The sequence below is a fragment of the Mycobacterium sp. NGS34 genome, from assembly GCF_059812845.1.
Genome location: NZ_JCALDM010000006.1, coordinates 350,754 through 375,346 on the forward strand (window position 1 = coordinate 350,754; position 24,593 = coordinate 375,346).

A 24,593-nucleotide genomic window follows, 5' to 3' on the forward strand; every position below is an offset into this window, starting at 1 on the left:
AGCGTCCGGCGTAGGGCTGTCGCCCGCGTTATCCCATGGGCCGTCATCCCTCACCGTTGCCGGGCTGTCTAGTCCCCAGGAGGGTCTTCGTGACACACGCGCTAATTCTGCTGCTGGCTTTACTGATCGGCGTCGTCGCCGGGTTACGTTCGCTGACGGCTCCCGCCGTCGTCGCCTGGGGCGCCTACCTCGCTTGGATCGACCTGCACGGCACGTGGGCGTCGTGGATGGGCAACATCATCACCGCCATTATTTTCACCGTTCTGGCGATCGGGGAACTGGTCAACGACAAGCTGCCCAAGACGCCGGCCCGCACGGCGCCGCCGATCTTCGCCGCGCGGATCCTCACGGGCGGGTTGGCCGGCGCCGCGCTGGGCGCGTGGCCGCACTGGACCTTTTCCGCGCTCGGCGCGGGCATCATCGGGGCGGTGCTCGGCACGTTCGGCGGCTACCAGGCGCGCAAACGGCTGGCCGCCGTGGCCGGCAAGGACCTGCCGATCGCGCTGCTCGAGGACGCGGTCGCCATCCTGGGCGGGTTCGCCATCGTCGCGGTGACGGGTCACGTGCTGACGGAATACATCCTGACGGCGGTTAAGTGACGGAGCGCTTCGACGCGATAATCGTCGGCGCCGGGCAGGCCGGGCCTCCGCTGGCGGGCCGGCTGACCGCGGCCGGGCAGCGCATCGCGATCATCGAGCGCAAGCTGATCGGCGGCACCTGCGTCAACACCGGATGCATCCCGACCAAGACCCTGGTGGCCAGCGCGCACGCCGCCCACCTGGCGCGCCGGGGCGCCGAATACGGCGTGGGGACCGGTCCGGTCAGCGTCGACATGGCGAAAGTCAAGGCGCGCAAAGACGAAATCATGCTCGGCGACCGCGAGGGCGTCGAAAGCTGGCTGGAGGGCATGGAGGGCTGCACGCTCATTCGCGGTCACGCCCGCTTCGAGGACCCGCACACCATCAACGTGGACGGGAACCTGCTGCACGGCGAGCGGATCTTCCTCAACGTCGGCGGGCGCGCCGTCGTGCCCGACCTCCCGGGACTGTCCGGCATCGACTACCTCACCAACGTGTCGATCCTCGAACTCGACACGCTGCCAGCGCATCTCGTCATCGTCGGGGGTAGCTACATCGCGCTGGAGTTCGCGCAGATGTACCGGCGCTTCGGGGCGCGGGTGACCGTGGTCGAGCGCGGCCCGCGGCTGGCGTCCCGCGAGGACGAGGACATCTCCGCGACGGTCAGGGAGATCCTGGAGGCCGAGGGCATCGACATCGTCGTCGGCGCCGATGACGTGCGAATCACCAAGACGAACAATGGTTTTGAACTGAAGCCGCGAGCCGGCGCCGAGCCCATCGCCGGGAGCCATCTGCTGATGGCGGTGGGGCGCCGACCCAACACCGACGACCTGGGTCTGGAGGCGGCAGGCGTGCAGACCGATGCCCGCGGCTACATCGTCGTCGACGACCAGCTCAAGACCAACGTCGACCACATCTGGGCGATGGGCGACTGCAACGGCAAGGGCGCGTTCACCCACACCTCGTACAACGATTTCGAGATCGTCGCCGCCAACCTGCTCGACAACGATCCGCGCCGGGTGAGCGACCGCATCACCACCTACGCGCTCTACATCGACCCGCCGCTCGGGCGCGCCGGGATGAGCGTGAGCCAGGTCCGCGCGTCCGGGCGCAAGGCGTTGGTCGGCAAGCGGCCGATGACGCGGGTCGGCCGTGCGGTGGAAAAGGGTGAGACGCAAGGCTTTATGAAGGTGGTGGTGGACGCCGAAACCGACGAGATCCTGGGCGCCGCCATCCTCGGCGTCGGCGGCGACGAGGCGATTCACGCCATTCTGGATGTCATGTCGGCCAAGGCGCCGTACACGACGCTGTCGCGCACGATGCACATCCACCCCACCGTCAGCGAGCTGATTCCCACAATGCTGCAGGAGATGTCGCCGCTCGAGTGATCGGGCAGGCCTACGGCGCTTTGGCGTATCTGCGGACGACGTCGTCCTCGCCGAACGAGCTCGTCTGCTGCTGGCCCTGGGAGTCGCGGCCGAAGAACGTCCACCGCTGTGGGCTTGTCTGCGGACCGCCGATCATCTTGACCGTATAGCGGAGATCAGTGCGCTTCGCCGTGCCGATGACGTCGCCGACGCGAATCTTCGAAGGATGGATCTGCTGTTCGGCCATGATTCCCCTAATGGTTGTGGGTGGTCGCTGCGGGGCGCTGAGATCGGCGGCGTCTGCTACGCGATCCGGAGGGGCGGTTGGAGGGCACCGCGATGGGCTGGCGATGTTGGCGGGTCGCCGCCGCGGGCGCGACGGCCGTGCGGGGCCCGACCTCGCCCACCAGGGCGTGGATGGCGGGGGAGGCCGCGCTGACCTTCTGCGGAACCGCGCGAATGGCCGCCTTGCGCATCATGGACTCGGTTTCCCGGCGCTGCTCGGGCAGCACGATGGTGACGACGTCGCCGGAGGCGCCGGCCCGGGCCGTGCGGCCGGACCTGTGTAGGTAGGCCTTGTGCTCGGCGGGTGGGTCCACGTGCACCACCAGTTCGATGTCGTCCACGTGCACGCCGCGCGCGGCGATGTCGGTCGCCACCAGCACCCGGGCGTGGCCGGCGGCGAACGCCGCCAGGTTTCGGTCGCGTGCGGGTTGGGAAAGGTTGCCGTGCAGTTCGACCGACGCAATGCCCGATTGGGTGAGCTGGCGGGCCAGCTTTCGCGCCTGATGCTTGGTCCTCATGAAGAGGATTCGCCGGGAGTCGCCGGCGGCCAACCGGTGCACCAACTCCTTCTTGGCTTCGATCCCGTCGACACAGAAGACGTGGTGCGTCATCTCGGGAACCGACGACGTCGCTTCCACCACCGACCGCGTCACCGGATCGGTGAGGAATCGCTTGACCAAGGTGTCGACGGCACCGTCCAGGGTGGCCGAAAACAGCATCCGCTGGCCCTTGGCCGGGGTGGCCGCCAAGATGCGGGTGACGGTCGGGAGAAAGCCAAGGTCGGACATGTGGTCGGCCTCGTCGATGACCGTGACCTGAACGGCGTCCAGTTTGATCACGCGTTGCTTCATCAGGTCGTCAAGGCGGCCCGGGCACGCGACGACGATGTCGACACCCGCCCTCAGCGCCGCGGTCTGCCTGCTCTGCGAGACCCCGCCGAAGATCGTGGCAACGCGCAGGCCCCGCACCTTGGCGAGGGGCTCGATGGTCGCGGCGATCTGGGTCGCCAGCTCTCGGGTCGGTGCCAGTACCAGCCCCGTGGGCCGGCCCGGTTGACGGTCACCGGCATCAAGCCGACTGACCAGCGGGATCGAGAACGCGAGCGTCTTGCCGCTACCCGTCTTGCCACGACCCAACACGTCACGGCCGGCAAGCGTGTCCGGCAAGGTCTGCACTTGTATCGGAAACGGGTAGCGCAGGCCTTGGGCGGCGAGCGCGTCAACCAATGGCCGGCTCACACCCAGATGAGCAAAAGTTTTGTCTTCCAGCATATTTCAATGTCCCTAAAAGCTTCGATGGTGACGAGATTGCCGGTTTGGCAATATCGGTCGCCGCGACTCGAGCTTCCGCAGGTGCGCCTAGTCGTCTTGGACTCGGTGCCCCGCAGGGATCTGAGCAAAAGAAAACAAAGAATCGATCACGACTCGCCGGCCACCTGCTGGGTCGCCGACGCTTTAGACAGGATACCGCACTCGGGGCGAAATCCGCGTCTTCGACGGTTTCGTCGTTACCCGATGCATTATGCCGCCGGTTCGGTCTGATGCGAGACGGGTTGCGCCGCAACGACATCCGGCCAGCCCGGGTAGGGCGGCGGGGTTCCGCCGAAGGTCGGGCAGAGCTGCTGATGCGGGCACCAATCACACAATCGCGACGGGCTGGGGCGGAAGTCGCCCGTCGGCGCGGCGGACCGGATGGCGCGCCAGATCGCCATCAGCGTCTTCTCGAAGCGCAGCAGCTCGTCGTGCTCGGGCGCGTAGTCCAGCACCTGGCCGTCGGCCAGGTAGATGATGCGGAGCCGGGTGGGGAGCACGCCACGGGAACGCAGCAACGCCACCGCGTAGAACTTCATCTGGAACATCGCCTTGAACTCGGCCAGCGCCCGCGCTTCCGGTGGCGCCTTGCCGGTCTTGTAGTCCACCACCCGCAGCTCGCCGGTGGCCGCGACGTCGATCCGGTCGATGAAGCCGCGCAGCAACGTGCCGTCGGCGAGTTCGACCTCGACGCGCTCCTCGCAGCTTTGCGGGTCGAACCGCGTCGGGTCCTCCAGCCGGTAATAGCCGGTGAGCAACGCGCGGGCCTCCGCCAGCAGTTCGGTTCGCTGTTCGCGGTCCATGTCGCCGGCCAGGTCGGGCTCGGCGGCGATCACCCGGTCCCAGGCGGGCTCGACCAGCGACGTGGCGGTGTCGGGGCCGCGCAGCTCGGCGGGCAGGCCGTAGAGCTGCTCGAGGGCGGCGTGCACCACCGAACCGCGCAGCTGAGCGGTCGACGGCGCCTCGGGCAGCCGGTCGATCGCCCGGAAGCGATACAGCAACGGGCACTGCTTGAAGTCCGCCGCGCGCGACGGTGACAGCGCGGGTTTGGAAGCTGGTCTGGCGCGTCCCTCCGGCTGGTCGGTCATGTCCGCAGCGTAGAACCGGGCGCCGACAACCCCCAAGCACCGGCCGCGGCGCGTCGGCTGGCACGCTAGACGGCGTGTCCGCGACCGGCCCATTCAGCGTTGGCGAACGGGTCCAACTCACCGACGCCAAGGGGCGGCACTACACGATGACGCTCACCCCGGGCGCGGAGTTCCACACCCACCGCGGGTCGATCCCACACGACGCCGTGATCGGGCTGGAGCAGGGCAGCGTGATCAAATCCAGCAACGGCGCCGACTACTTGGTGCTGCGCCCGCTGCTCATCGACTACCTGATGTCGATGCCCCGCGGGCCGCAGGTGATCTACCCCAAGGACGCCGCCCAGATCCTGCACGAGGGCGACATCTTCCCGGGGGCCCGGGTGCTGGAGGCCGGGGCCGGATCCGGCGCGCTGACCTGCTCGCTGCTGCGCGCCGTCGGGCCCGAGGGGCGGGTGGTCTCCTACGAGCAGCGCGCCGACCACGCCGACCACGCCCGCCGCAACGTATCGGTGTTCTTTGACGGGGAACCCGGCAACTGGGAACTGATCGTCAGCGACCTGGTGGACTCCGAAATGCCCGACGGCTCCTTCGACCGCGCCGTGCTCGACATGCTGGCGCCGTGGGAGGTGCTCGACACGGCGGCGCGCCTGTTGATCGCCGGCGGGGTGTTGATGATTTACGTCGCCACCGTCACCCAGCTGTCACGAACGGTGGAGGCGCTGCGGGCCCACCAGTGCTGGACCGAGCCCCGGGCGTGGGAGACGTTGCAACGCGGCTGGAACGTCGTCGGGCTGGCCGTCCGGCCGCAGCACTCGATGCGTGGGCACACGGCGTTCCTGATATTCACGCGACGGCTCGCGCCGGGCGTCGTCGCCCCGGCGCCGCTGGGCCGCAAGCGGCCGGGCCGCGACGGGTAGACCCTCAGTCCTCGCTGCAGTGCAGGCCCCGCCGGGCCGACAGCAGCTCGAACTCGGGATGCGCCGCGACCAGGCGTTCGGCCGCATCCAGCACGTCGACCACGTGGCCGCGGTCGCCGGACACCACGGACACGCCGATGCCCGCGCGTCGATACAGGTCCTGCGCGCCGGTCTCGGCGGCCGACACGCTGAACTTGCGCTGCAGCTCCGCCACGACGGGACGAACGACCGACCGCTTCTGTTTGAGGGATCGCACCCCAAGCTCCGGGCCCAGCAACACGTCGAACTCGAGCCAGCCGATCCACATGGCTAGCCCGGCGGCGTCGTTGCAGGGGGCGGAGCGGGCGGCGGAGCCGGGGCCGGGGCGGGCGCCGGGCTGGGCGGCGGGTTGGCGGGCGGGGTCCCGGTGGCCGAGTTACCCAGTGCCAGCAGCATTTCCGCGGTCCGGCGGGAGAGTTGCCAGCCGCCTTGGAACGGGGTGAACTCCATCGGGAAGGTGAAGTTGCCGTTGTTCGCCTGCGCCGTTTTGACGGCGACGGTGGCCATCACGTGGGACGGATTCTTGTCCGACCAGGCGACGTCGTTCGCCGTGAAGGTCATCGGGAGGTAGCCGTTGTCCCGCAGCGCGTTGGTGAACTTGTCCAGGGTGCCCGCGCCGTCGGCGGTCGCGCCCTCGACGAGGTTCACCTTGTTGACGCCCGGCACGTTAGGGTCGGCGAGCCGGGTCAGGACGTCGATCAGGGCATCGGGTGGGGGCAGCGGAGCGGTCGGGGGCGCGGCGACGATCAGCGGGGTCGACGTCACCGGGACCACCGAGGAGGAGGACGACACGACCTTGGGTCCGGTGTGCGCGCATCCGGCGAGAGCGGCCGTCACCACCGCGGCGCTCAGCGCAACGAACACCCGTCGGGGCATCCGGTTCGTTCTGGGGCTAGGCGTTCGCGCCCGCCGTCGGGCCAACGGGTGCAATGGAAGTCACACCGGGCCTGCCATGCCGAAGAAGACGGTGCCGGCGGAGCCCATGGCAAGGGCTTTTAGGGCCACGGCCGTCCTTTCGCTCGGCAAGATTCGTGGCCGAGATTACCAGTGGAACCAAAGTCTTAACTTTTCGTGAGCATTTGACTCCGCACATCAACCGGCAATCGCCGGTAGCGTTGAAGTACCACCGCACATTTCGGGGCGGGAAAGGAGCGCAACATGGGTGACTCAGAGCGTTCTGAAGCATTCGGCAATGCCCGTGAAACTGGCATGTCCAGCGGCGATGCTGCCGAATTGGAACAGTTACGCCGTGAGGCAGCGGTGCTGCGCGAGCAACTGGACCATGCGGTTGGTTCGGCCGGCGGCACTCGATCCGCACGCGACGTTCATCAGCTCGAGGCCCGCATCGATTCCCTCGCGGCGCGTAACTCGAAGTTAATGGAAACCCTCAAAGAGGCCCGTCAGCAACTGTTGGCGCTGCGCGAAGAGGTCGACCGGCTCGGTCAGCCGCCCAGCGGCTACGGCGTGTTGTTGGGGTCGCACGAGGACGACACGGTCGACGTGTTCACCTCGGGCCGCAAGATGCGCCTGACGTGCTCGCCCAACATCGAGGTCGGTTCGTTGCGCAAGGGCCAGACGGTCCGGCTCAACGAGGCCCTGACCGTCGTCGAGGCCGGCACGTTCGAATCCGTCGGCGAGATCTCCACCCTGCGCGAGGTGCTCAACGACGGTCACCGTGCCCTGGTCGTCGGCCACGCCGACGAGGAGCGCATCGTGTGGCTGGCCGAGCCGCTGGTCGCCGAGGACCTGCCGGACGGCGTTCCGGACGCCCTCAACGACGACACCAAGCCGCGCAAGCTGCGCCCGGGTGACTCCCTGCTGGTCGACACCAAGGCCGGCTACGCGTTCGAGCGCATCCCCAAGGCCGAGGTCGAAGACCTGGTCCTGGAAGAGGTGCCCGACGTCAGCTACCAGGACATCGGCGGGCTAACGCGTCAGATCGAGCAGATCCGCGATGCCGTCGAGCTGCCGTTCCTGCACAAGGAGCTCTACCGCGAGTACGCGCTGCGCCCGCCCAAGGGTGTGCTGCTCTACGGCCCGCCCGGCTGCGGTAAGACCCTGATCGCCAAGGCGGTCGCCAACTCGTTGGCCAAGAAGATGGCCGAGGTGCGCGGCGACGACGCCCGCGAGGCGAAGTCGTACTTCCTCAACATCAAGGGCCCGGAGCTGCTCAACAAGTTCGTCGGCGAGACCGAGCGGCACATCCGCCTGATCTTCCAGCGGGCCCGCGAGAAGGCGTCGGAAGGGACGCCGGTGATCGTCTTCTTCGACGAGATGGACTCGATCTTCCGCACCCGCGGCACCGGGGTTTCCTCGGACGTCGAGACGACGGTGGTTCCCCAGCTGCTGTCCGAGATCGACGGCGTGGAGGGGCTGGAGAACGTCATCGTGATCGGCGCCTCCAACCGCGAGGACATGATCGACCCCGCGATCCTGCGGCCCGGGCGCCTCGACGTGAAGATCAAGATCGAGCGCCCGGATGCCGAAGCGGCGCAAGACATCTTCTCGAAGTACCTGATCGAGTCGCTGCCCCTGCACACCGACGACCTCACCGAGTTCGACGGCGACCGCACCGCCTGCATCAAGGCGATGATCGAAAAGGTCGTCGAGCGGATGTACGCCGAGATCGACGACAACCGGTTCCTGGAGGTCACCTACGCCAACGGTGACAAAGAGGTCATGTACTTCAAGGACTTCAACTCCGGGGCGATGATCCAGAACGTCGTCGACCGGGCGAAGAAGAACGCGATCAAGTCGGTGCTGGAGACCGGTCAACCCGGGCTGCGCATTCAGCACCTACTCGACTCGATCGTCGACGAGTTCGCCGAGAACGAGGACCTGCCCAACACCACCAACCCCGATGACTGGGCACGGATTTCGGGCAAGAAGGGCGAGCGGATCGTCTACATCCGCACGCTGGTCACGGGCAAGTCGTCGAGCGCGTCCCGGGCCATCGACACCGAGTCGAACCTGGGCCAGTACCTGTAGGCGCTCAGTTCGCGACGCCGGCAGCCGTCAGGCGGTCTCCAGCGAATAGCTGTTGGTCAGGTTGTCCTGCAACACCTGGGCGGCTTGGCTTCTGGTGTCCACGCGCAGTTCGTCGGTGAGCACGCGCGCCTGATAGCTCCACCCGTCGGGCAGCTCGAGCCGGCTGGCCAACCCGGGCAGGTCTTCGCGCTTCAGGTTGGGGTCGGTGACCTGGCTCCACGTCTGCATGACCCAGCGCTTCCCGTGCGGATCGATGAGCTCGTAGACCTCTTCGCCGGCGTTGAAAACGAAAACCGTGTGGCGGCTCACCTTGTTCACGGAAAAGGGCGCGGGGTTCATCGAGGACAGCAGGACGGTGGCCTGCAGGATCATCTCGATGCCCCCGAAGGTCTTCGTCACCTGCGGGCCTTGGCGCTCCTTTTCGATGGCGTTCATCAGCCAGTAGCGGGGGCCGTTGAGCAGCGCGGCGGCCGCGCCGTTTTCGGCGGCGATCGCGTGCGGATCCAGGGCCGACCACAGCTCGGCGGGACAGTCGTTGAGCGGGAAGCTGTTGTAAACCGAAGCCTGCGGGCCGGCCTCGCCGGGAGTCACGAGAAGCACTTCCCCGTAACGCTTCCCGGCCAGGTCGCTCACCGGTTCGTGCACTTCCTCTTCGGCCTCTTCGGCGCGGTGGCGAGACACCCTGTGAAATTAATCACTGCCCTGGTCGGCGTCAACTTCACACGCCGGGGCGGCCACTGCTCCGCGGTAGCGGTTGCGCGCGATCAGGGTCGTGTGCAGGTCGGCGATGAGGGGGTCGAGGAACGTCGATCGGTACTCGGCGTCGCCGGCCGCGCGGGCGCTGATGTACATGAACGTCAACGCGCCGAGGAACAACGTCATGTGGATCAGCGAATCGGGCACCGGCAGCGTGAATCCCAGCACCGTCGCGGTGCTGGTGTAGGTGTGGGTCCATTCGTTGAGCAGCGACGGGCTGAGCACGATCAGCCCCAGGATCAGGTAGATGGTGGCCGTGACCACCGCCACCACCAGGATCTGTGCCAGCTGCGACGCCGCCAGGACGAAGACGACGTTGAGGCGTTCGGATCGTTTCAGCGGCGCGCAGTCGGGCGTATCCGGCATGGCCGCGAAGGGTGTGGCGGCAAGCCCTTCGGCGTCCCTGGGCAGCGCCGCTGTCGACTGCAGCATCGGCCTGGCCCGATCGTGGGTGGCGGAGACGACGAAGGCCGCGGCGATGGCGACGAGGAACGCCATTGCCAGCCCCAGCCGTTCCCCGCTGATCGTCGCCGCCATGAGCCACACGTAGGTGTTGAAGAACACCAAGGCGGTCAGCAGCACGACGGGCAGGGCTCGGACCGCCAGGGCGCCGACCGTCGTCAGGTGCGACAGCATCATGCGCACCGCCCACCCGACAACCGAGCCGACGCCGCAGCCGGTCAGCACCAGCACCGCGGCCACCACGACGGCTTCCGACACCAGTTGCGCAACCCCGCCGACGATGGCCCCGACGCACGCCACGACCAGCACCGCGACGGTCGACACGGCGGCGCGCGTGCGGCCGCTGCGCGACCGCGACACCAGCCAGCCCACGATGGTCATCAGCGGCAGGGCCAGCCCGATGATCGTCAGGAGAACCACTTCGGAGGTCGTCGGCTCCCCGTTGATGTGCACGTCGCGCCCGCCGGTGATGAGGTAGACGGGCAGCACGCAGGCCTGCAGCGTCGCGTAGGCCGCGAGCATGGGCGCCGACCGCGGCCACAGCCGACGCCAGCGCGACCGCCTCGTCAGCACCGACGGCAAACCCCGGTTCAGGAACCAGCTTTCGGCCGCGGCGTTCGCCGTCCCGCGCGCCGGGCGAAGGGAAAGCCCCATGCGGGCAAACCCTAGTGGCATCGCGCCGCCAAACGGCGCTTATCGCACCCGATTCGGGCCGCATTGTCGCTGGCCCGCAGTGGATCGCGCGGCCCGTCGTGGCCCCGCCTCGGGGGCTACATCGTCACCGGGCCTATCTTGAAGTAATGCAAAGGATTATCGGAACGGAGGTCGAGTACGGCATCTCGTCGCCGTCGGACCCGACCGCCAACCCGATCCTCACCTCGACGCAGGCGGTCCTGGCCTACGCGGCCGCTGCCGGCATCCAGCGTGCCAAGCGCACCCGCTGGGACTACGAGGTGGAATCGCCGCTGCGCGACGCCCGCGGCTTCGACCTCAGCCGCTCGGCCGGGCCCCCGCCGGTGGTCGACGCCGACGAGGTCGGCGCGGCCAACATGATCCTGACCAACGGGGCGAGGCTCTACGTCGACCACGCGCATCCGGAATACTCCGCACCCGAGTGCACCGACCCGCTGGACGCGGTGATCTGGGACAAGGCCGGTGAGCGGGTGATGGAGGCCGCCGCGCGGCACGTCGCCAGCGTGCCCGGGGCCGCGAAGCTGCAGCTGTACAAGAACAACGTCGACGGCAAGGGCGCCTCCTACGGCTCCCACGAGAACTACCTGATGTCGCGGCAGACGCCTTTCTCGGCGATCATCGCCGGCCTGACCCCGTTTCTGGTGTCCCGGCAGGTGGTCACCGGTTCGGGCCGGGTCGGCATCGGGCCCGCCGGCGACGAGCCCGGCTTCCAGCTGTCCCAGCGCTCGGACTACATCGAGGTCGAGGTGGGGCTGGAGACCACGCTCAAGCGCGGCATCATCAACACGCGCGACGAGCCGCACGCCGACGCCGACCGGTATCGCCGGCTGCACGTGATCATCGGCGACGCGAACCTGGCCGAGACGTCGACGTATTTGAAGCTCGGCACCACGGCGCTGGTGCTCGATCTGATCGAGGACGGCCCCGCCCACGGGATCGACCTGAGCGACCTGGCGTTGGCGCGCCCGGTGCATGCGGTCCACGCCATCAGCCGCGATCCGTCGCTGCGGGTGGCGGTGGCCCTGGCCGACGGGCGCGAACTGACCGCCCTTGCGCTGCAACGGATTTACCTCGACCGGGTGGCCAAGCTGGTTGACAGCCGCGACCCCGACCCGCGCGCGGCCGACGTCGTCGAGACGTGGGCCGACGTGCTCGACAAGCTCGAGCGCGACCCGATGGACTGCGCCGAGCTGCTGGACTGGCCGGCCAAGCTGCGGCTGCTCGAGGGCTTCCGGCAGCGCGAGAACCTGAACTGGTCCGCGCCCCGGCTGCACCTGGTCGACCTGCAGTATTCCGACGTGCGGCTGGACAAAGGCCTGTACAACAGGCTGGTCGCGCGCGGCTCGATGAAGCGCCTCGTCAGCGAGCACCAGGTGCTCGAGGCCGTCGACAACCCGCCGACGGACACCCGCGCCTACTTCCGCGGTGAATGCCTGCGCAGGTTCGGCGCCGACATCGCCGCGGCCAGCTGGGACTCGGTGATCTTCGATCTCGGGGGCGATTCGCTGGTGCGCATCCCGACGCTGGAGCCGCTGCGCGGCAGCAAAGCCCACGTCGGGGCGTTGCTGGACTCCGTGGACAGCGCGGTGGAACTGGTGGAACAACTGACCAGCTGACGGACCTTCGACCGGGCAATGTCGGTGTTGACCGGTACTGTAGAGAGAACCAACGGGCGTGTGAGCGGCCGATAACTAAGCAGGAGGCGGCGATGGCTCAGGAGCAGACCAAGCGTGGTGGTGGCGGCGGCGACGACGATGACTTCGGCGACGCCACGGCCGCGGGCCAGGAGCGTCGCGAAAAGCTAGCCGAAGACACCGACGACCTGCTTGACGAGATTGACGACGTCCTTGAGGAAAACGCCGAAGATTTTGTCCGCGCGTATGTCCAAAAGGGCGGACAGTGACCTGGCCGTTCGCCGATCGACTGTCCATCAACTCCCCACTCTCCGGGAATCCGGCTATCAACCTGTCGTCGTTTGCTGACCACCTTCGCCGCAACGCGCCCGAGTTGCTGCCGGCCAGCCTGAGCGGGGGCGCGCAAGGCGGCGTCGCCGGGGACCAGCTGCCGCATGGCACCACGATCGTCGCGCTGAAATACCCGGGCGGCGTCGTCATGGCGGGTGACCGTCGCTCGACGCAGGGCAACATGATCGCCGGGCGCGACGTGAAGAAGGTGTACATCACCGACGACTACACCGCCACCGGGATCGCCGGCACCGCGGCGATCGCCGTCGAGTTCGCCCGGCTGTACGCCGTGGAACTCGAGCATTACGAGAAGCTCGAGGGCGTGCCGCTGACGTTTGCCGGAAAGGTGAACCGGCTCGCGATCATGGTGCGCGGAAACCTGGCCGCGGCGATGCAGGGGCTGGTCGCGCTGCCGCTGCTGGCCGGGTATGACATCCACGCGGCGGACCAGGAAAGCGCCGGCCGCATAGTGTCTTTCGATGCCGCCGGCGGCTGGAACATCGAGGAAGAGGGGTACCAGGCGGTGGGATCGGGGTCGATCTTCGCCAAGTCGTCGATGAAGAAGCTGTATTCGCAAGTGTCCGACGTCGATTCGGCGCTGCGCGTGATCGTGGAGGCGCTTTACGATGCCGCCGACGACGATTCGGCCACCGGAGGCCCGGACCTGGTCCGCGGCATCTACCCCACGGCGGTCACCATCGGCGCCGAGGGAGCGGCCGAAGTTCCGGAGAGCCGCATCGCCGCACTGGCCCGGGAGGTCATCGAAAGCCGCTCGCGGGCGGACACTTTCGGACCCGACGCCGAACCGCGGGGTAAGAAGAAGTGAGCTTCCCGTATTTCATCTCGCCCGAGCAGGCGATGCGCGAGCGCAGCGAGCTCGCGCGCAAAGGCATCGCCCGGGGCAAGAGCGTGGTGGCGCTCGCCTACGCCGACGGCGTGCTGTTCGTCGCGGAGAACCCGTCGCGCTCGCTGCAGAAGATCAGCGAGCTCTACGACCGCGTCGGCTTCGCGGCCGCGGGCAAGTTCAACGAATTCGACAACCTGCGCCGCGGCGGCATCCAGTTCGCCGACACCCGCGGGTATGCCTACGACCGCCGCGACGTCACCGGCCGGCAGCTGGCCAACGTGTACGCGCAGACCCTGGGCAGCATCTTCACCGAGCAGGCCAAGCCCTACGAGGTCGAGTTGTGCGTCGCCGAGGTGGCGCACTACGGCGAGACGAGATCGCCTGAGCTGTACCGCATTACCTATGACGGGTCGATCGCCGACGAACCGCATTTCGTGGTGATGGGCGGCACCACCGAGCCGATCGTCACCGCGCTCAAGGACTCTTACGCCGAAAACGCCCACCTGCGTGAGGCTTTGGGCATCGCGGTCGCGGCGCTGCGGGCGGGCAGCGCGGAAGCATCCAACGGTGACCAGCCCGGGCTCGACGTGAGCAGCCTCGAGGTGGCCATCCTGGATGCCAACCGGCCGCGGCGGGCGTTTCGGCGGATCAATCGCCCGACCCTGGAGAACTTGCTGAAGAAGTCGGGCGGCGCGAAATCCAAGGACGCAAAGTCGGGCGGCGAAGGGCCGGAGACGACGGGCGAGTCCTCGGACTAGATCCGCCGATTACATCCCCGGGCGCGGCTTCTGCACCTTTGCGGCGCGACAACCAGTACCCTCGATTACGTGCAGCGACGAATAATGGGCATCGAGACCGAGTTCGGTGTCACCTGCACGTTCCACGGCCATCGGCGGCTGTCTCCGGACGAGGTCGCCCGGTACCTGTTCCGGCGGGTGGTGTCGTGGGGCCGCAGCTCCAACGTGTTCTTGCGCAACGGTGCCCGCCTCTACCTCGATGTCGGCAGCCATCCCGAGTACGCCACGGCCGAGTGCGACAGCCTGGTGCAGCTGGTCACCCACGACCGGGCCGGTGAATGGGTGCTGGAAGACCTGCTGGTGGACGCCGAGCAGCGGCTCGCCGACGAGGGCATCGGCGGCGACATCTACCTGTTCAAGAACAACACCGACTCCGCGGGCAACTCCTACGGCTGCCACGAGAACTACCTGATCGTGCGGGCCGGCGAGTTCTCCCGGATCTCCGACGTGCTGCTGCCGTTCCTGGTCACTCGGCAGCTGATCTGCGGCGCCGGCAAGGTGCTGCAGACCCCCAAGGCCGCCACGTTCTGCCTTTCCCAACGTGCCGAGCACATCTGGGAGGGCGTCTCGTCGGCCACCACCCGCAGCCGCCCGATCATCAACACCCGCGACGAGCCGCACGCCGACGCCGAGAAGTACCGGCGCCTGCACGTCATCGTCGGCGACTCCAACATGTGCGAGACGACCACCATGCTCAAGGTGGGCACCGCGGCGCTGGTGCTGGAGATGATCGAGGCCGGCGTTCCGTTCCGCGACTTCTCGCTGGACAACCCCATCCGCGCCATCCGCGAGGTCAGCCACGACGTCACGGGCCGGCGGCCGGTGCGGCTGGCGGGCGGGCGGCAGGCCAGCGCCCTGGACATCCAGCGCGAGTACTACAGCCGCGCCGTCGAGCACCTGCAGACCCGGGAGCCCAACGCACAGATCGAGCAGGTCGTCGACCTGTGGGGCCGGCAGCTGGACGCCGTCGAGAGCCAGGACTTCGCCAAGGTGGACACCGAGATCGACTGGGTGATCAAGCGCAAGCTGTTCCAGCGCTACCAGGACCGCTACAACATGGAGCTGTCCGACCCGAAGATCGCCCAGCTGGACCTGGCCTACCACGACATCAAGCGCGGTCGCGGCGTCTTCGACCTGCTGCAGCGCAAGGGGCTGGCCGCGCGCGTTACCACCGACGAGGACATCGCCGAGGCGGTCGACAACCCGCCGCAGACCACCCGCGCCCGGCTGCGCGGGGAGTTCATCAGCGCCGCCCAGGCCGCGGGCCGCGACTTCACCGTCGACTGGGTGCACCTCAAGCTCAACGACCAGGCGCAGCGCACCGTGCTGTGCAAGGACCCGTTCCGCGCGGTCGACGAGCGGGTCAAGCGGCTGATCGCCAGCATGTAGCCGAGCGGCGCGCGCCGGAAGCGCCCGCCGCGGCCCATCGAATAACCTGGGACAAATGGCGACCTCGAAAGTCGAGCGGCTGGTTAATCTCGTCATCGCCCTGCTGTCCACCCGCGGCTACGTCACCGCCGAAAAGATCAGGTCCAGCGTCGCCGGCTATTCCGACAGCCCCAGCGCCGAGGCGTTCTCGCGGATGTTCGAGCGCGACAAGAACGAATTGCGCGACCTCGGCATCCCGCTGGAGGTCGGCCGGGTGTCGGCCATGGATCCCACCGAGGGCTACCGGATCAACCGCGACGCCTACGCGCTGGCGCCGGTCGACCTCACCCCGGACGAGGCGGCCGCAGTGGCCGTCGCCACGCAGCTCTGGGAGTCGCCCGAACTGATCACCGCCACCCAGGGCGCGCTGCTCAAGCTGCGCGCCGCCGGCGTGGACGTCGACCCGGACGCGCCGGTGGCCATCGCGTCGCCGGCGGGCGTGCCGGGCCTGCGCGGATCGGAGGAGGTGCTCGGAATCCTGTTGTCCGCCATCGGTTCCCGGCAGGCGGTGCAGTTTCCGCACCGGCCATCGCGGGCCGAGCCCTACACGACGCGCACGGTCGAGCCGTGGGGCGTGGTCACCGAGAAGGGCCGCTGGTACCTAGTCGGCCACGACCGCGACCGCGACGCCACCCGCACCTTCCGGCTGTCCCGGATCGGGCCAGACATCACGTCCTTCGGCCCGCCCGGCGCGGTCACCGTGCCCGACGGCGCCGACCTGCGGAAGATCGTGGCCCAGACGGTCAGCGAGTGGCCGGCCGGGGGCCAGGCCCGGGTGTGGGTCGCCGACGGGCGGGCCACCGCGCTGCGGCGCGCCGGGACGTCGATCGGGGCCCAACAGCTGGCCGGCCGCGACGGCGAGGTGATCGAACTCGGCATCGGCTCCGCCGACCAGCTGGCGCGCGACGTCGCCGGCTATGGCGCCGACGCCGTGCTGCTCGAGCCGCAGTCCCTGCGCGACGAGGTGCTGGCCCGGTTGCGCGCGCATGTGGAGGTCCGCGGGATATGACCCCCGTTTCCACGCGCCTAATTCGGCTGCTCAACATGGTCCCGTATTTCCAGGCCAACCCGAAGGTCACCCGGGCCAAGGCCGCCGCTGACCTCGGGGTGTCGGAAAAGCAGCTGGAGGAGGACCTCAACCAGCTGTGGATGTGCGGCCTTCCCGGCTACTTCCCGGGTGACCTCATCGACTTCGAGTTCTCCGGCGACACCATCGAGGTGACGTTCTCCGCGGGCATCGACCGGCCGCTCAAGCTCACGTCCCCGGAGGCCACCGGCCTGCTGGTGGCGTTGCGGGCGCTGGCCGACATCCCCGGCGTGGTCGACCCGGAGGCGGCGCGCAGCGCGATCGCCAAGATCGAGGCCGCCGCGGGCGCCGTCGGGCACGACGCCTCGGCGGCCGTGGCCGCGGTGGAGGAGCCGGCGCCGGTCGAAAGCCGCGCCGCGGCCGCCGTCCGCACAGCGGTGCAGTACAAGCGCGCGCTGGCCATCGACTACTACTCCGCCTCGCACGACACCCTGACCAGCCGGGTCGTCGACCCCATTCGCGTGCTGCTGATCGGGGGCCACAGCTACTTGGAGGCCTGGTCGCGGGAGGCCGAGGGGGTTCGGCTGTTCCGCTTCGACCGGATCGTCGACGCCACCGAGCTGGGCGAGCCGGCCGCCCCGCCGGAACCGGTGCTGCACGCGCCGCCGGACACGTCGCTGTTCGACGGCGATCCGTCGCTGCCGGCGGCCCGGCTGTGGGTGGCGCCCGCGGCCTCGTGGATGTTCGAGTACTACCCGATGCGGGAGGTGCTTGAGCTGGCCGACGGGTCGTGCGAGGCGGTCATGACCTACGCCTCGGAGGACTGGATGACGCGCCTGGTGCTGGGCTTCGGCTCGGCCGTGCGGGTGCTTGAACCGGAGTCGCTGGCCCGACGTGTACGGGATGCCGCGGCCGCGGCCCTGGAGTCCTACCAGGTCGCGGCGCGGCCCGACTAGCTGGGACCGTCGCTGCGGTAGCATCGGGTGGACGTCTGGAGGTAATCAAAGTGGGCAGTCTTAGTCCGTGGCACTGGGCGATCCTCGCTGTCGTAGTGATCCTGTTGTTCGGTGCCAAGAAGCTCCCCGATGCCGCGCGCTCGCTGGGCAAGTCGATGCGCATTTTCAAGTCCGAGATGCGGGAAATGCAGACCGAAGGCAAGTCTGAAACTCCCTCGATCGAGACCCCCCAGCCCGTGCAGTCGCAGCGGGTCGACCCGCCGGCGGCCACCGAGCAGGGGCACACCGAAGCGCGCCCGGCCTAGCCGCGCCGCCGCGGTGCCCGAGCGCCACTGACCGACCGCAAAGACCACCGTGAAAGGTTTCAAGGTTTCAGCGCGCACCGCTGGCCTGCTGAAACGGCTCAACCCTCGTAACAGGCGCAGCCGCACCAACCCGGACGCGACGATGTCGCTGGTCGACCACCTGACCGAGCTGCGCACCCGGCTGCTGATCTCGCTGGCAGCCATCCTGATCACCACGATTTTCGGGTTCTTCTGGTACTCGCACTCGCTCTTCGGCCTGGAAAGCCTCGGCGAATGGCTGCGCCATCCGTATTGTTCGCTGCCGCAATCCGCGCGGGCGAGCATCAGCGCCGACGGGCAGTGCCGGCTGCTGGCCACGGCCCCGTTCGACCAATTCATGTTGCGCCTCAAGGTGGGGCTGACGGCCGGGCTGGTGCTGGCCTGCCCGGTGTGGCTCTACGAGCTGTGGGCGTTCATCACGCCCGGGCTCTACCAGAAGGAGCGCCGTTTCGCGGTCGGGTTCGTGGTGCCCGCGGCCGTGCTGTTCGTCGTCGGCGCCGTGCTGGCCTACTTCGTGCTGTCGAAGGCGCTCGGATTCCTGTTGACCGTCGGCAGCGACGTGCAGGTGACCGCCCTGTCCGGGGACCGGTATTTCGGCTTCCTGATCAACCTGTTGGTGGTCTTCGGTGTCAGCTTCGAGTTCCCGCTGCTGATCGTCATGCTCAACGCGGTGGGCGTGCTGAGCTACGAGCGGCTCAAGTCCTGGCGGCGCGGGCTGATCTTCGGCATGTTCGCCTTCGCGGCCATCTTCACGCCCGGGTCCGACCCGTTTTCGATGACGGCGCTCGGGATCGCGCTGTCGGTGCTGCTCGAGTTCGCCATCCAGATCTCCCGCCTGCACGACAGGCGCAAGGCCAAGCGCCAAGCCCAGGTCACGATTCCCGACGACGAGGCGTCGGTCATCGAGCCGCCCGAGCCGATACCGGGGCCGATACCGGAGCCGTCCTTCACGGCCGGGCAACATGACGACGTCACCTAGATGTCGGCGTCGCATGGCAGCGGCGTGACCGAGCTTCCCGAGCTGGCGCGGTTCGCCGCCGAACTGAGCTTCACGCTCGACGACTTTCAGCGGCGCGCGTGCGAGGCGCTGGAACGCGGCCACGGCGTACTGGTGTGCGCGCCGACCGGGGCCGGCAAGACCGTGGTCGGCGAATTCGCCGTGCACCTGGCGCTGGCGTCGGGCGGCAAGTGCTTCTACACCACGCCGCTCAAGGCGCTGAGCAACCAGAAGCACACCGACCTGAGCGAGCGCTACGGCCGCGACCGGATCGGGCTGCTGACCGGCGACATGTCGGTGAACGGCGACGCGCCCGTCGTGGTGATGACCACCGAAGTGCTGCGCAACATGCTCTACGCCGATTCGCCTGCGCTGCAAGGGCTTTCCTATGTAGTGATGGACGAGGTGCACTTCCTGGCCGACCGGATGCGGGGTCCGGTGTGGGAGGAGGTGATCCTGCACCTGCCCGACGAGGTGCGCGTGGTCAGCCTCTCGGCGACGGTGAGCAACGCCGAGGAGTTCGGGGGCTGGATCCAGACCGTCCGCGGCGACACCACCGTCGTCGTCGACGAGCACCGCCCCGTTCCGCTGTGGCAGCACGTGTTGGTCGGCAAGCGGCTGTTCGACCTGTTCGACTATTCGCACGCGGCACCGGACGCCGCCGCCAAGCCGCGCGTGGACCCGGACCTGGTGCGCCACATCGCCCATCGCCGCGAGGCGGACCGGATGTCGGACTGGCAGCCCCGGCGAAGGGGGGCCGGTTCCGGCCGGCCTCGTTTCTACCGGCCGCCCCCGCGGCCGGACGTGATCGGGATCCTGGATTCGCAGGGGCTGCTGCCGGTGATCACGTTCGTGTTCTCCCGCGCCGGTTGTGACGCCGCAGTGCAGCAGTGCCTGCGATCGCCGCTGCGGCTGACCACCGAGGAGGAGCGCGCGCAGATCGCCGAGGTGATCGAGCACCGCTGCGGTGACCTCGCCGACGCCGACCTGGCGGTGCTCGGCTATTACGAGTGGCGCGAGGGGTTGCTGCGCGGGTTGGCGGCCCACCACGCCGGGATGTTGCCGGCGTTCCGGCACACGGTCGAGGAGCTGTTCACCGCGGGCCTGGTCAGGGCGGTGTTCGCCACCGAAACCCTGGCGCTGGGCATCAACATGCCCGCCCGCACGGTGGTGCTCGAGCGGCTGGTCAAGTTCAACGGAGAGCAGCACGTGCCGCTCACGCCGGGGGAGTACACGCAGCTGACCGGGCGCGCCGGCAGGCGCGGCATCGACGTCGAGGGCCACGCGGTGGTGCTGTGGAATCCCAGCGAGGAAACCACCGAACCGTCCGCGGTGGCCGGGCTGGCCTCCACCCGAACCTTCCCGCTGCGCAGCTCGTTCGCCCCGTCGTACAACATGACGATCAACCTGGTGCAGCACATGGGCCCCGAGCAGGCGCACCAGTTGCTCGAGCAATCGTTCGCCCAGTACCAGGCCGACCGCTCGGTCGTCGGGCTGGTACGCGGCATCGAGCGCGGCGAGCGGATGCTCGACGAGATCGCCGCCGAGCTCGGCGGTCGCGACGCGCCGATTTTCGAATACGCGCGGCTGCGCGCGCGGATCTCCGAGCTGGAGCGCGCGCAGTCCCGCGCGTCGCGGCTGCAGCGGCGGCAGGCCGCCAGCGATGCGCTGGCCGCGCTGCGCCGGGGCGACATCATCACGATCACCCACGGCCGGCGCGGCGGGCTGGCGGTGGTGCTGGAGTCCGCGCGCGACGGCGACGATCCGCGCCCGCTGGTCCTCACCGAAAACCGTTGGGCGGGAAGGATTTCGTCGGCCGACTATTCGGGCGCGACGGCGCCCGTCGGCTCGATGCCGTTGCCCAAGCGCGTCGAACACCGCCAGCCGCGGGTGCGCCGCGACCTGGCGTCGGCGCTGCGGTCGGCGGCCGCCGGGCTGGCCGTTCCGGCCACCCGCCGCGGCGGTCGCGGCGACGGGGACGGGGAGTTTCACGACCCGGAGCTGGCGTCGTTGCGGGCCGAGCTGCGTCGGCATCCGACGCACAGCGCGCCCAACCTCGAGCCCCGGATGCGGGAGGCCGAGCGCTACCTGCGCGTCGAACGCGACAACGCACAACTGGAGAAAAAGGTCGGCGCCGCCACGAACTCGTTGGCCCGGACATTCGACCGGATCGTCGGGCTGCTCACCGAGCGCGGCTTCATCCAGGGTCCGGCCACCGATCCCCACGTCACCGACGACGGGCGGCTGCTGGCCCGCATCTACAGCGAAAGCGACCTCTTGGTCGCCGAATGCCTGCGCACCGGTGCGTGGGCGGGGTTGAAGCCGGCCGAGTTGGCGGCGGTGGTCTCGTCGGTGCTGTACGAGTCCCGCGGGGACGGCGCAGGTGCGGCGTTGGCCGCCGAGGTGCCCACTCAGCGGTTGCGGCAGGCGCTGCAGCAGACCTCGAGGTTGTCGATGGCGCTGCGCGCCGACGAGCAGGCGCATCGGATCGCCCCCAGCCGCGAACCCGACGACGGCTTCGTCAACGTCATCTACCGGTGGGCCCGAACGGGAGACCTGGCCGCCGCGCTGGCCGTCGCCGATGTGGCCGGCGCCGGCTCGCCCTTATCGGCGGGGGACTTCGTGCGGTGGTGCCGCCAGGTCCTCGACCTGTTGGACCAGGTTCGCAACGCCGCGCCGGATCCGGAGCTGCGCGCGGCCGCCAAGCGCGCCATCAATGACGTTCGGCGCGGCGTCGTTGCAGTTGACGCCGGGTAGGCTGGGCCCGAGCTACCGTTACAGGGCGCTGACAGGCGCTAATAGCGCGAGACACAAGGCAACTGAGGAGAAACGATGAGCGGACCGCAGGGGTCGGACCCGGGTCACCAGTGGCAACCGCCCGGTCAGAGCGGCGATCAGTCCTCGGAGCCCACCCAGGTCGCGCCGACCCCCTGGCAACCGCCGCAGCAGCAGCCGGGCCAGGAGCAGACCTGGCAGGCCCCGGCCTACACGCCGCCCGCCGAGTACCCGCAATATCAGCAGCCGCCGGCCGAGCAGGCCTACCCGCAGTACCCCCAGCAGCCCGGCTACGGCCAGCCCCAGCAGTACGGCGAGCAGCCCCCGCAATACGCCCAGCCCGGCCAGTACACCCCTTATGGCCAGCCGGGTCAGTATGGACAGCCCGGCCAGCCCGGCCAGCCCGCCCAGCCGGGCCAGTACGGCCAATACGGTCAGCCGGGTCAGTACGGTCAGCCCGGCCAATACCCGCAGCAGTACGGCCCCTACGACCAACAGCCCCCGAAGAAGCGCTCGATGGCGCTGATCGGCGGCGTGGTCGGCGTGATCGCCTTCCTGCTGATCGCCGTCGTGCTGGTGCTCGGCTTCTGGCAGCCCGGGTTTTTCGTCACCACCAAGCTGGACGTCAACAAGGCGCAGGCCGGTGTCCAGCAGGTGCTGACCGACGAGACCAACGGCTACGGCGCCAAGAACGTCAAGGACGTCTCCTGCAACCACGGCCAGGACCCCGTCGTCAAGAAGGGCGGCACGTTCGACTGCGACGTCAACATCGACGGCGCCAAGAAGCACGTGACGGTGACGTTCCAGGACAACAAAGGCACTTACGAGGTCGGCCGGCCCCAGTAGGACGGTCAGCCGGGCAACGCGTCGAGCGCCTTCTGCAGCCGGGCGACCGGCGACCCGACCCCCAGCTCGGTCGCCAGCTTGGCGGTGCGTTTCGGATGGGCCGCGGCCAGCGGCAGCGCGTCGGTGGGCGTCGACAGCGTGACCGGCGCGTCGGTGGCCACCCGCACCACCTTGCCGGCGGCCTCGATGTAGTCGGTCGCGCCCAGCAGCTTCGCCCGTAAACCCTTGGCCATCTTCGACTTTGGGTCGTGGGCGGCGGCCAGGATCCCTTCCAGCGAACCGTGCTGGGCCAGCAGCGTGGCCGCCGTCTTCTCGCCGACGCCCGGCACTCCGGGCAGGCCGTCGGACGGATCGCCGCGCAGCAGCGCGAGCTCGGCGTAGGCCTGCCCGGCCCGGTCCCGCGGCACGCCGTAGTGTTCGGCCACCTCGGCCGGCCCGAACAACGTGGCCTTGGTCAGGCCGCGGCCCAGGTAGAGCACCCGGACCGGGACGGGGTCGTCGGCGACCACCTGCATCAGGTCGCGGTCGCCGCTGACCACGACGACCGGGTCGGTGCGTTCCCGCGCCGCCAGCGTGCCCAGCACGTCGTCGGCCTCGAAACCCTCCGCGCCCGCCGTCGGGATCCCGAACGCGTCCAGCAGCTCCATGATCATGTCGACCTGCGGGGTCAGGTCGTCGGGCACTTCCTCGATGTCCGGCTGGCCTGGCGGCTCGGGCTCGGCGACGCGGTGCGCCTTGTAGGACGGGATCAGGTCCACCCGGAATTGCGGCCGCCAATCCAGGTCCAGGCACACCGCCAGCCGGCCCGGCCGCTGCTGGCCGATCACGACGGCCATCGCGTCGAGGAAGCCGCGCACGGCGTTGACGGGCCGGCCGTCGGGCGCGGTGACCGACGACGGCACCCCGAAGTACGAGCGGAACCACATGCTGGCGCCGTCGAGGAGTAGGACGGGTGCAGGCATGCCGGCTATCCTGCCAGCGCCGTTAACCTGGCTGCCATGGACTCTCACCGATTCGACGCGGGGGTATACGCGCGCCGGCTGGCCGCGGCCGCCGCGGCGACCGCCGACGCCGGCCTGACCGGCTTGGTGATCACCCCCGGCTACGACCTGCGCTACCTCGTCGGCTCGCGGGCACAGACCCTCGAGCGGCTCACCGCGCTGGTGGTGCCGGCCGGCGGGGACGCCTCGATTGTGGTGCCCCGGCTGGAGCTGGCGTCCCTCAAGGAGTCGGCGATCGCGGAACTGGGCCTGGCGGTGCGGGATTGGGTCGACGGCGAGGACCCGTACCGGTTGGTGAGCGAGGCGCTGGGCGGCGGGCCCGCCTCGACCGCCGTCACAGATTCCATGCCCGCGCTGCACGTGTTGCCGCTGGCCGGCGTGCTCGGGGTGCTGCCGGTGCTGGCCACCGACGTGCTGCGCGAGCTGCGGATGGTCAAGGAGGAATGCGAGGTCGACGCGCTGCGCAAGGCCGGCGCGGCCATCGACCGGGTGCACGCCCGCGTGCCGGAGTTTCTGCGGCCGGGCCGCACCGAGGCCGACGTCGCCGCCGACATCGCCGAAGCGATTGTGGCCGAAGGGCATTCGGAGGTGGCGTTCATCATCGTCGGCTCCGGACCGCACGCGGCCGACCCGCATCACGGCTACTCGGATCGGGAACTGCAGGCTGGCGACGTCGTCGTCGTCGACATCGGGGGAGCCTACGAGCCCGGCTACAATTCCGACTCGACCCGCACCTACAGCATCGGCGAGCCCAGTGACGATGTGGCGCAACAGTATTCGGTGCTGCAACGAGCCCAGCGCGCCGCGCTCGACACGATCCGCCCCGGCGTCACCGCCGAGCAGGTCGACGCCGCCGCCCGCGATGTGCTGGCCGAGGCGGGGCTGGCCGAGTTTTTCGTGCACCGCACCGGGCACGGCATCGGGCTGTCGGTGCACGAGGAGCCGTACATCGTCGCCGGCAACGACCTGCCGTTGGCCGCGGGCATGGCCTTCTCCGTCGAGCCCGGCATCTACTTTCCCGGCCGGTGGGGCGCCCGGATCGAGGACATCGTCGTTGTCACCGAGGACGGCGCGTTGGCCGTCAACAACCGGCCGCACGAACTGATCGTCGTGCCCGCGTCCTAGCTG

At 69.0% G+C, this 24,593-nt stretch carries 24 protein-coding genes; 16 read left to right on the forward strand and 8 right to left on the reverse strand.

The genetic code is table 11. The features are described 5' to 3' along the window. The first annotated feature begins 89 nt into the window (after positions 1–89). The gene (locus AC5Y7V_RS17830) at positions 90–599 is read left to right on the forward strand and encodes a DUF4126 domain-containing protein (RefSeq protein ID WP_499881339.1); all 510 of its coding nucleotides are present in this window, start codon (positions 90–92) and stop codon (positions 597–599) included. Then, positions 596–1,966, forward strand: a complete 1,371-nt coding sequence (locus AC5Y7V_RS17835; protein ID WP_499881340.1) for an FAD-containing oxidoreductase — start codon at positions 596–598, stop codon at positions 1,964–1,966. Before AC5Y7V_RS17830 ends, AC5Y7V_RS17835 begins: the two co-directional genes overlap by 4 nt. Before the next feature lie 10 nt (positions 1,967–1,976). Here the strand turns inward: AC5Y7V_RS17835 and AC5Y7V_RS17840 are convergent, their stop codons facing one another. The 3 genes from AC5Y7V_RS17840 to AC5Y7V_RS17850 form a co-directional block, all read right to left on the reverse strand. Next, complete coding sequence (locus tag AC5Y7V_RS17840; RefSeq protein ID WP_499881341.1) at positions 1,977–2,192, reverse strand: hypothetical protein; 216 nt, start codon at positions 2,190–2,192, stop codon at positions 1,977–1,979. 7 nt (positions 2,193–2,199) lie between these two features. After that, entirely contained in the window at positions 2,200–3,501 is a 1,302-nt protein-coding gene (locus AC5Y7V_RS17845) for a DEAD/DEAH box helicase (RefSeq protein WP_499881342.1), read from the reverse strand. A gap of 248 nt (positions 3,502–3,749) precedes the next feature. Beyond that, on the reverse strand, positions 3,750–4,628 hold the full coding sequence (locus AC5Y7V_RS17850; RefSeq protein ID WP_499881343.1) for a RecB family exonuclease: 879 nt from the start codon (positions 4,626–4,628) through the stop codon (positions 3,750–3,752). A gap of 74 nt (positions 4,629–4,702) precedes the next feature. On the opposite strand from AC5Y7V_RS17850, the gene trmI reads away from it, so the two are divergent. Then, a complete protein-coding gene (trmI, locus tag AC5Y7V_RS17855) occupies positions 4,703–5,545 on the forward strand; it encodes a tRNA (adenine(58)-N(1))-methyltransferase TrmI (protein WP_499881344.1) in 843 nt (280 codons plus the stop codon). 4 nt (positions 5,546–5,549) lie between these two features. Here the strand turns inward: trmI and AC5Y7V_RS17860 are convergent, their stop codons facing one another. Continuing rightward, complete coding sequence (locus tag AC5Y7V_RS17860) at positions 5,550–5,852, reverse strand: DUF503 domain-containing protein (RefSeq protein ID WP_499881345.1); 303 nt, start codon at positions 5,850–5,852, stop codon at positions 5,550–5,552. A 2-nt stretch (positions 5,853–5,854) separates the two neighbouring features. After that, complete coding sequence (lppK, locus tag AC5Y7V_RS17865; RefSeq protein WP_499881346.1) at positions 5,855–6,460, reverse strand: lipoprotein LppK; 606 nt, start codon at positions 6,458–6,460, stop codon at positions 5,855–5,857. 282 nt (positions 6,461–6,742) lie between these two features. On the opposite strand from lppK, the gene arc reads away from it, so the two are divergent. After that, complete coding sequence (arc, locus tag AC5Y7V_RS17870) at positions 6,743–8,572, forward strand: proteasome ATPase (RefSeq protein WP_499881347.1); 1,830 nt, start codon at positions 6,743–6,745, stop codon at positions 8,570–8,572. 27 nt (positions 8,573–8,599) lie between these two features. Here arc and AC5Y7V_RS17875 read toward each other — a convergent pair whose 3' ends face one another. Together AC5Y7V_RS17875 and AC5Y7V_RS17880 are read right to left on the reverse strand one after the other, a co-directional pair. Continuing rightward, positions 8,600–9,217: a hypothetical protein gene (locus AC5Y7V_RS17875; protein WP_499881420.1), complete on the reverse strand. Its 618-nt coding sequence runs from the start codon at positions 9,215–9,217 to the stop codon at positions 8,600–8,602. Positions 9,218–9,262: 45 nt separating this feature from the next. Then, positions 9,263–10,444 (reverse strand): hypothetical protein, encoded by a 1,182-nt coding sequence (locus tag AC5Y7V_RS17880; RefSeq protein WP_499881348.1) that lies wholly within the window; start codon positions 10,442–10,444, stop codon positions 9,263–9,265. Between the two features lie 146 nt (positions 10,445–10,590). Here AC5Y7V_RS17880 and dop point away from each other — a divergent pair, with 146 nt between their 5' ends. From dop to AC5Y7V_RS17935, 11 genes are all read left to right on the forward strand, one after another. Then, the gene (gene dop / locus AC5Y7V_RS17885; RefSeq protein ID WP_499881349.1) at positions 10,591–12,099 is read left to right on the forward strand and encodes a pup deamidase/depupylase; all 1,509 of its coding nucleotides are present in this window, start codon (positions 10,591–10,593) and stop codon (positions 12,097–12,099) included. Positions 12,100–12,191: 92 nt separating this feature from the next. Next, positions 12,192–12,386, forward strand: coding sequence for a ubiquitin-like protein Pup (locus AC5Y7V_RS17890; protein ID WP_066932182.1), 195 nt, complete (start codon positions 12,192–12,194; stop codon positions 12,384–12,386). Further along, positions 12,383–13,273, forward strand: a complete 891-nt coding sequence (gene prcB / locus AC5Y7V_RS17895) for a proteasome subunit beta (protein ID WP_499881350.1) — start codon at positions 12,383–12,385, stop codon at positions 13,271–13,273. The genes AC5Y7V_RS17890 and prcB overlap by 4 nt, the downstream gene beginning before the upstream one ends. Further along, positions 13,270–14,052 (forward strand): proteasome subunit alpha, encoded by a 783-nt coding sequence (gene prcA, locus AC5Y7V_RS17900; RefSeq protein ID WP_499881351.1) that lies wholly within the window; start codon positions 13,270–13,272, stop codon positions 14,050–14,052. The genes prcB and prcA overlap by 4 nt, the downstream gene beginning before the upstream one ends. 69 nt (positions 14,053–14,121) lie before the next feature. Further along, entirely contained in the window at positions 14,122–15,480 is a 1,359-nt protein-coding gene (pafA, locus tag AC5Y7V_RS17905; RefSeq protein ID WP_499881352.1) for a Pup--protein ligase, read from the forward strand. A gap of 55 nt (positions 15,481–15,535) precedes the next feature. Further along, positions 15,536–16,528, forward strand: a complete 993-nt coding sequence (locus AC5Y7V_RS17910; RefSeq protein WP_499881353.1) for a helix-turn-helix transcriptional regulator — start codon at positions 15,536–15,538, stop codon at positions 16,526–16,528. Beyond that, on the forward strand, positions 16,525–17,502 hold the full coding sequence (locus AC5Y7V_RS17915; RefSeq protein WP_499881354.1) for a helix-turn-helix transcriptional regulator: 978 nt from the start codon (positions 16,525–16,527) through the stop codon (positions 17,500–17,502). Before AC5Y7V_RS17910 ends, AC5Y7V_RS17915 begins: the two co-directional genes overlap by 4 nt. A 50-nt stretch (positions 17,503–17,552) precedes the next feature. Then, positions 17,553–17,807, forward strand: coding sequence for a Sec-independent protein translocase subunit TatA (gene tatA, locus AC5Y7V_RS17920; protein ID WP_066932188.1), 255 nt, complete (start codon positions 17,553–17,555; stop codon positions 17,805–17,807). Between the two features lie 49 nt (positions 17,808–17,856). After that, positions 17,857–18,825, forward strand: coding sequence for a twin-arginine translocase subunit TatC (gene tatC / locus AC5Y7V_RS17925; RefSeq protein WP_499881355.1), 969 nt, complete (start codon positions 17,857–17,859; stop codon positions 18,823–18,825). A gap of 24 nt (positions 18,826–18,849) precedes the next feature. Next, complete coding sequence (locus tag AC5Y7V_RS17930) at positions 18,850–21,600, forward strand: DEAD/DEAH box helicase (protein ID WP_499881421.1); 2,751 nt, start codon at positions 18,850–18,852, stop codon at positions 21,598–21,600. 75 nt (positions 21,601–21,675) lie between these two features. Further along, positions 21,676–22,464, forward strand: a complete 789-nt coding sequence (locus AC5Y7V_RS17935; protein ID WP_499881356.1) for a DUF4333 domain-containing protein — start codon at positions 21,676–21,678, stop codon at positions 22,462–22,464. A 5-nt stretch (positions 22,465–22,469) separates the two neighbouring features. Here AC5Y7V_RS17935 and AC5Y7V_RS17940 read toward each other — a convergent pair whose 3' ends face one another. Further along, positions 22,470–23,426 (reverse strand): 5'-3' exonuclease, encoded by a 957-nt coding sequence (locus AC5Y7V_RS17940; RefSeq protein WP_499881357.1) that lies wholly within the window; start codon positions 23,424–23,426, stop codon positions 22,470–22,472. A 36-nt stretch (positions 23,427–23,462) separates the two neighbouring features. Here AC5Y7V_RS17940 and AC5Y7V_RS17945 point away from each other — a divergent pair, with 36 nt between their 5' ends. Then, the gene (locus AC5Y7V_RS17945; RefSeq protein WP_499881358.1) at positions 23,463–24,590 is read left to right on the forward strand and encodes a M24 family metallopeptidase; all 1,128 of its coding nucleotides are present in this window, start codon (positions 23,463–23,465) and stop codon (positions 24,588–24,590) included. Positions 24,591–24,593: the final 3 nt, after the last annotated feature.

Bases quoted from the DNA above. Each gene is read 5' to 3' on its own strand.
- AC5Y7V_RS17945 (WP_499881358.1), top strand. From the start codon at position 23,463: ATGGACTCTCACCGATTCGACGCGGGGGTATACGCGCGCCGGCTGGCC.
- arc (WP_499881347.1), top strand. From the start codon at position 6,743: ATGGGTGACTCAGAGCGTTCTGAAGCATTCGGCAATGCCCGTGAAACT.
- AC5Y7V_RS17880 (WP_499881348.1), bottom strand. From the start codon at position 10,444: ATGGGGCTTTCCCTTCGCCCGGCGCGCGGGACGGCGAACGCCGCGGCC.
- AC5Y7V_RS17845 (WP_499881342.1), bottom strand. From the start codon at position 3,501: ATGCTGGAAGACAAAACTTTTGCTCATCTGGGTGTGAGCCGGCCATTG.
- lppK (WP_499881346.1), bottom strand. From the start codon at position 6,460: ATGCCCCGACGGGTGTTCGTTGCGCTGAGCGCCGCGGTGGTGACGGCC.
- AC5Y7V_RS17890 (WP_066932182.1), top strand. From the start codon at position 12,192: ATGGCTCAGGAGCAGACCAAGCGTGGTGGTGGCGGCGGCGACGACGAT.
- AC5Y7V_RS17910 (WP_499881353.1), top strand. From the start codon at position 15,536: ATGGCGACCTCGAAAGTCGAGCGGCTGGTTAATCTCGTCATCGCCCTG.
- AC5Y7V_RS17850 (WP_499881343.1), bottom strand. From the start codon at position 4,628: ATGACCGACCAGCCGGAGGGACGCGCCAGACCAGCTTCCAAACCCGCG.
- AC5Y7V_RS17915 (WP_499881354.1), top strand. From the start codon at position 16,525: ATGACCCCCGTTTCCACGCGCCTAATTCGGCTGCTCAACATGGTCCCG.
- AC5Y7V_RS17860 (WP_499881345.1), bottom strand. From the start codon at position 5,852: ATGTGGATCGGCTGGCTCGAGTTCGACGTGTTGCTGGGCCCGGAGCTT.
- AC5Y7V_RS17940 (WP_499881357.1), bottom strand. From the start codon at position 23,426: ATGCCTGCACCCGTCCTACTCCTCGACGGCGCCAGCATGTGGTTCCGC.
- dop (WP_499881349.1), top strand. From the start codon at position 10,591: ATGCAAAGGATTATCGGAACGGAGGTCGAGTACGGCATCTCGTCGCCG.
- AC5Y7V_RS17935 (WP_499881356.1), top strand. From the start codon at position 21,676: ATGAGCGGACCGCAGGGGTCGGACCCGGGTCACCAGTGGCAACCGCCC.
- AC5Y7V_RS17840 (WP_499881341.1), bottom strand. From the start codon at position 2,192: ATGGCCGAACAGCAGATCCATCCTTCGAAGATTCGCGTCGGCGACGTC.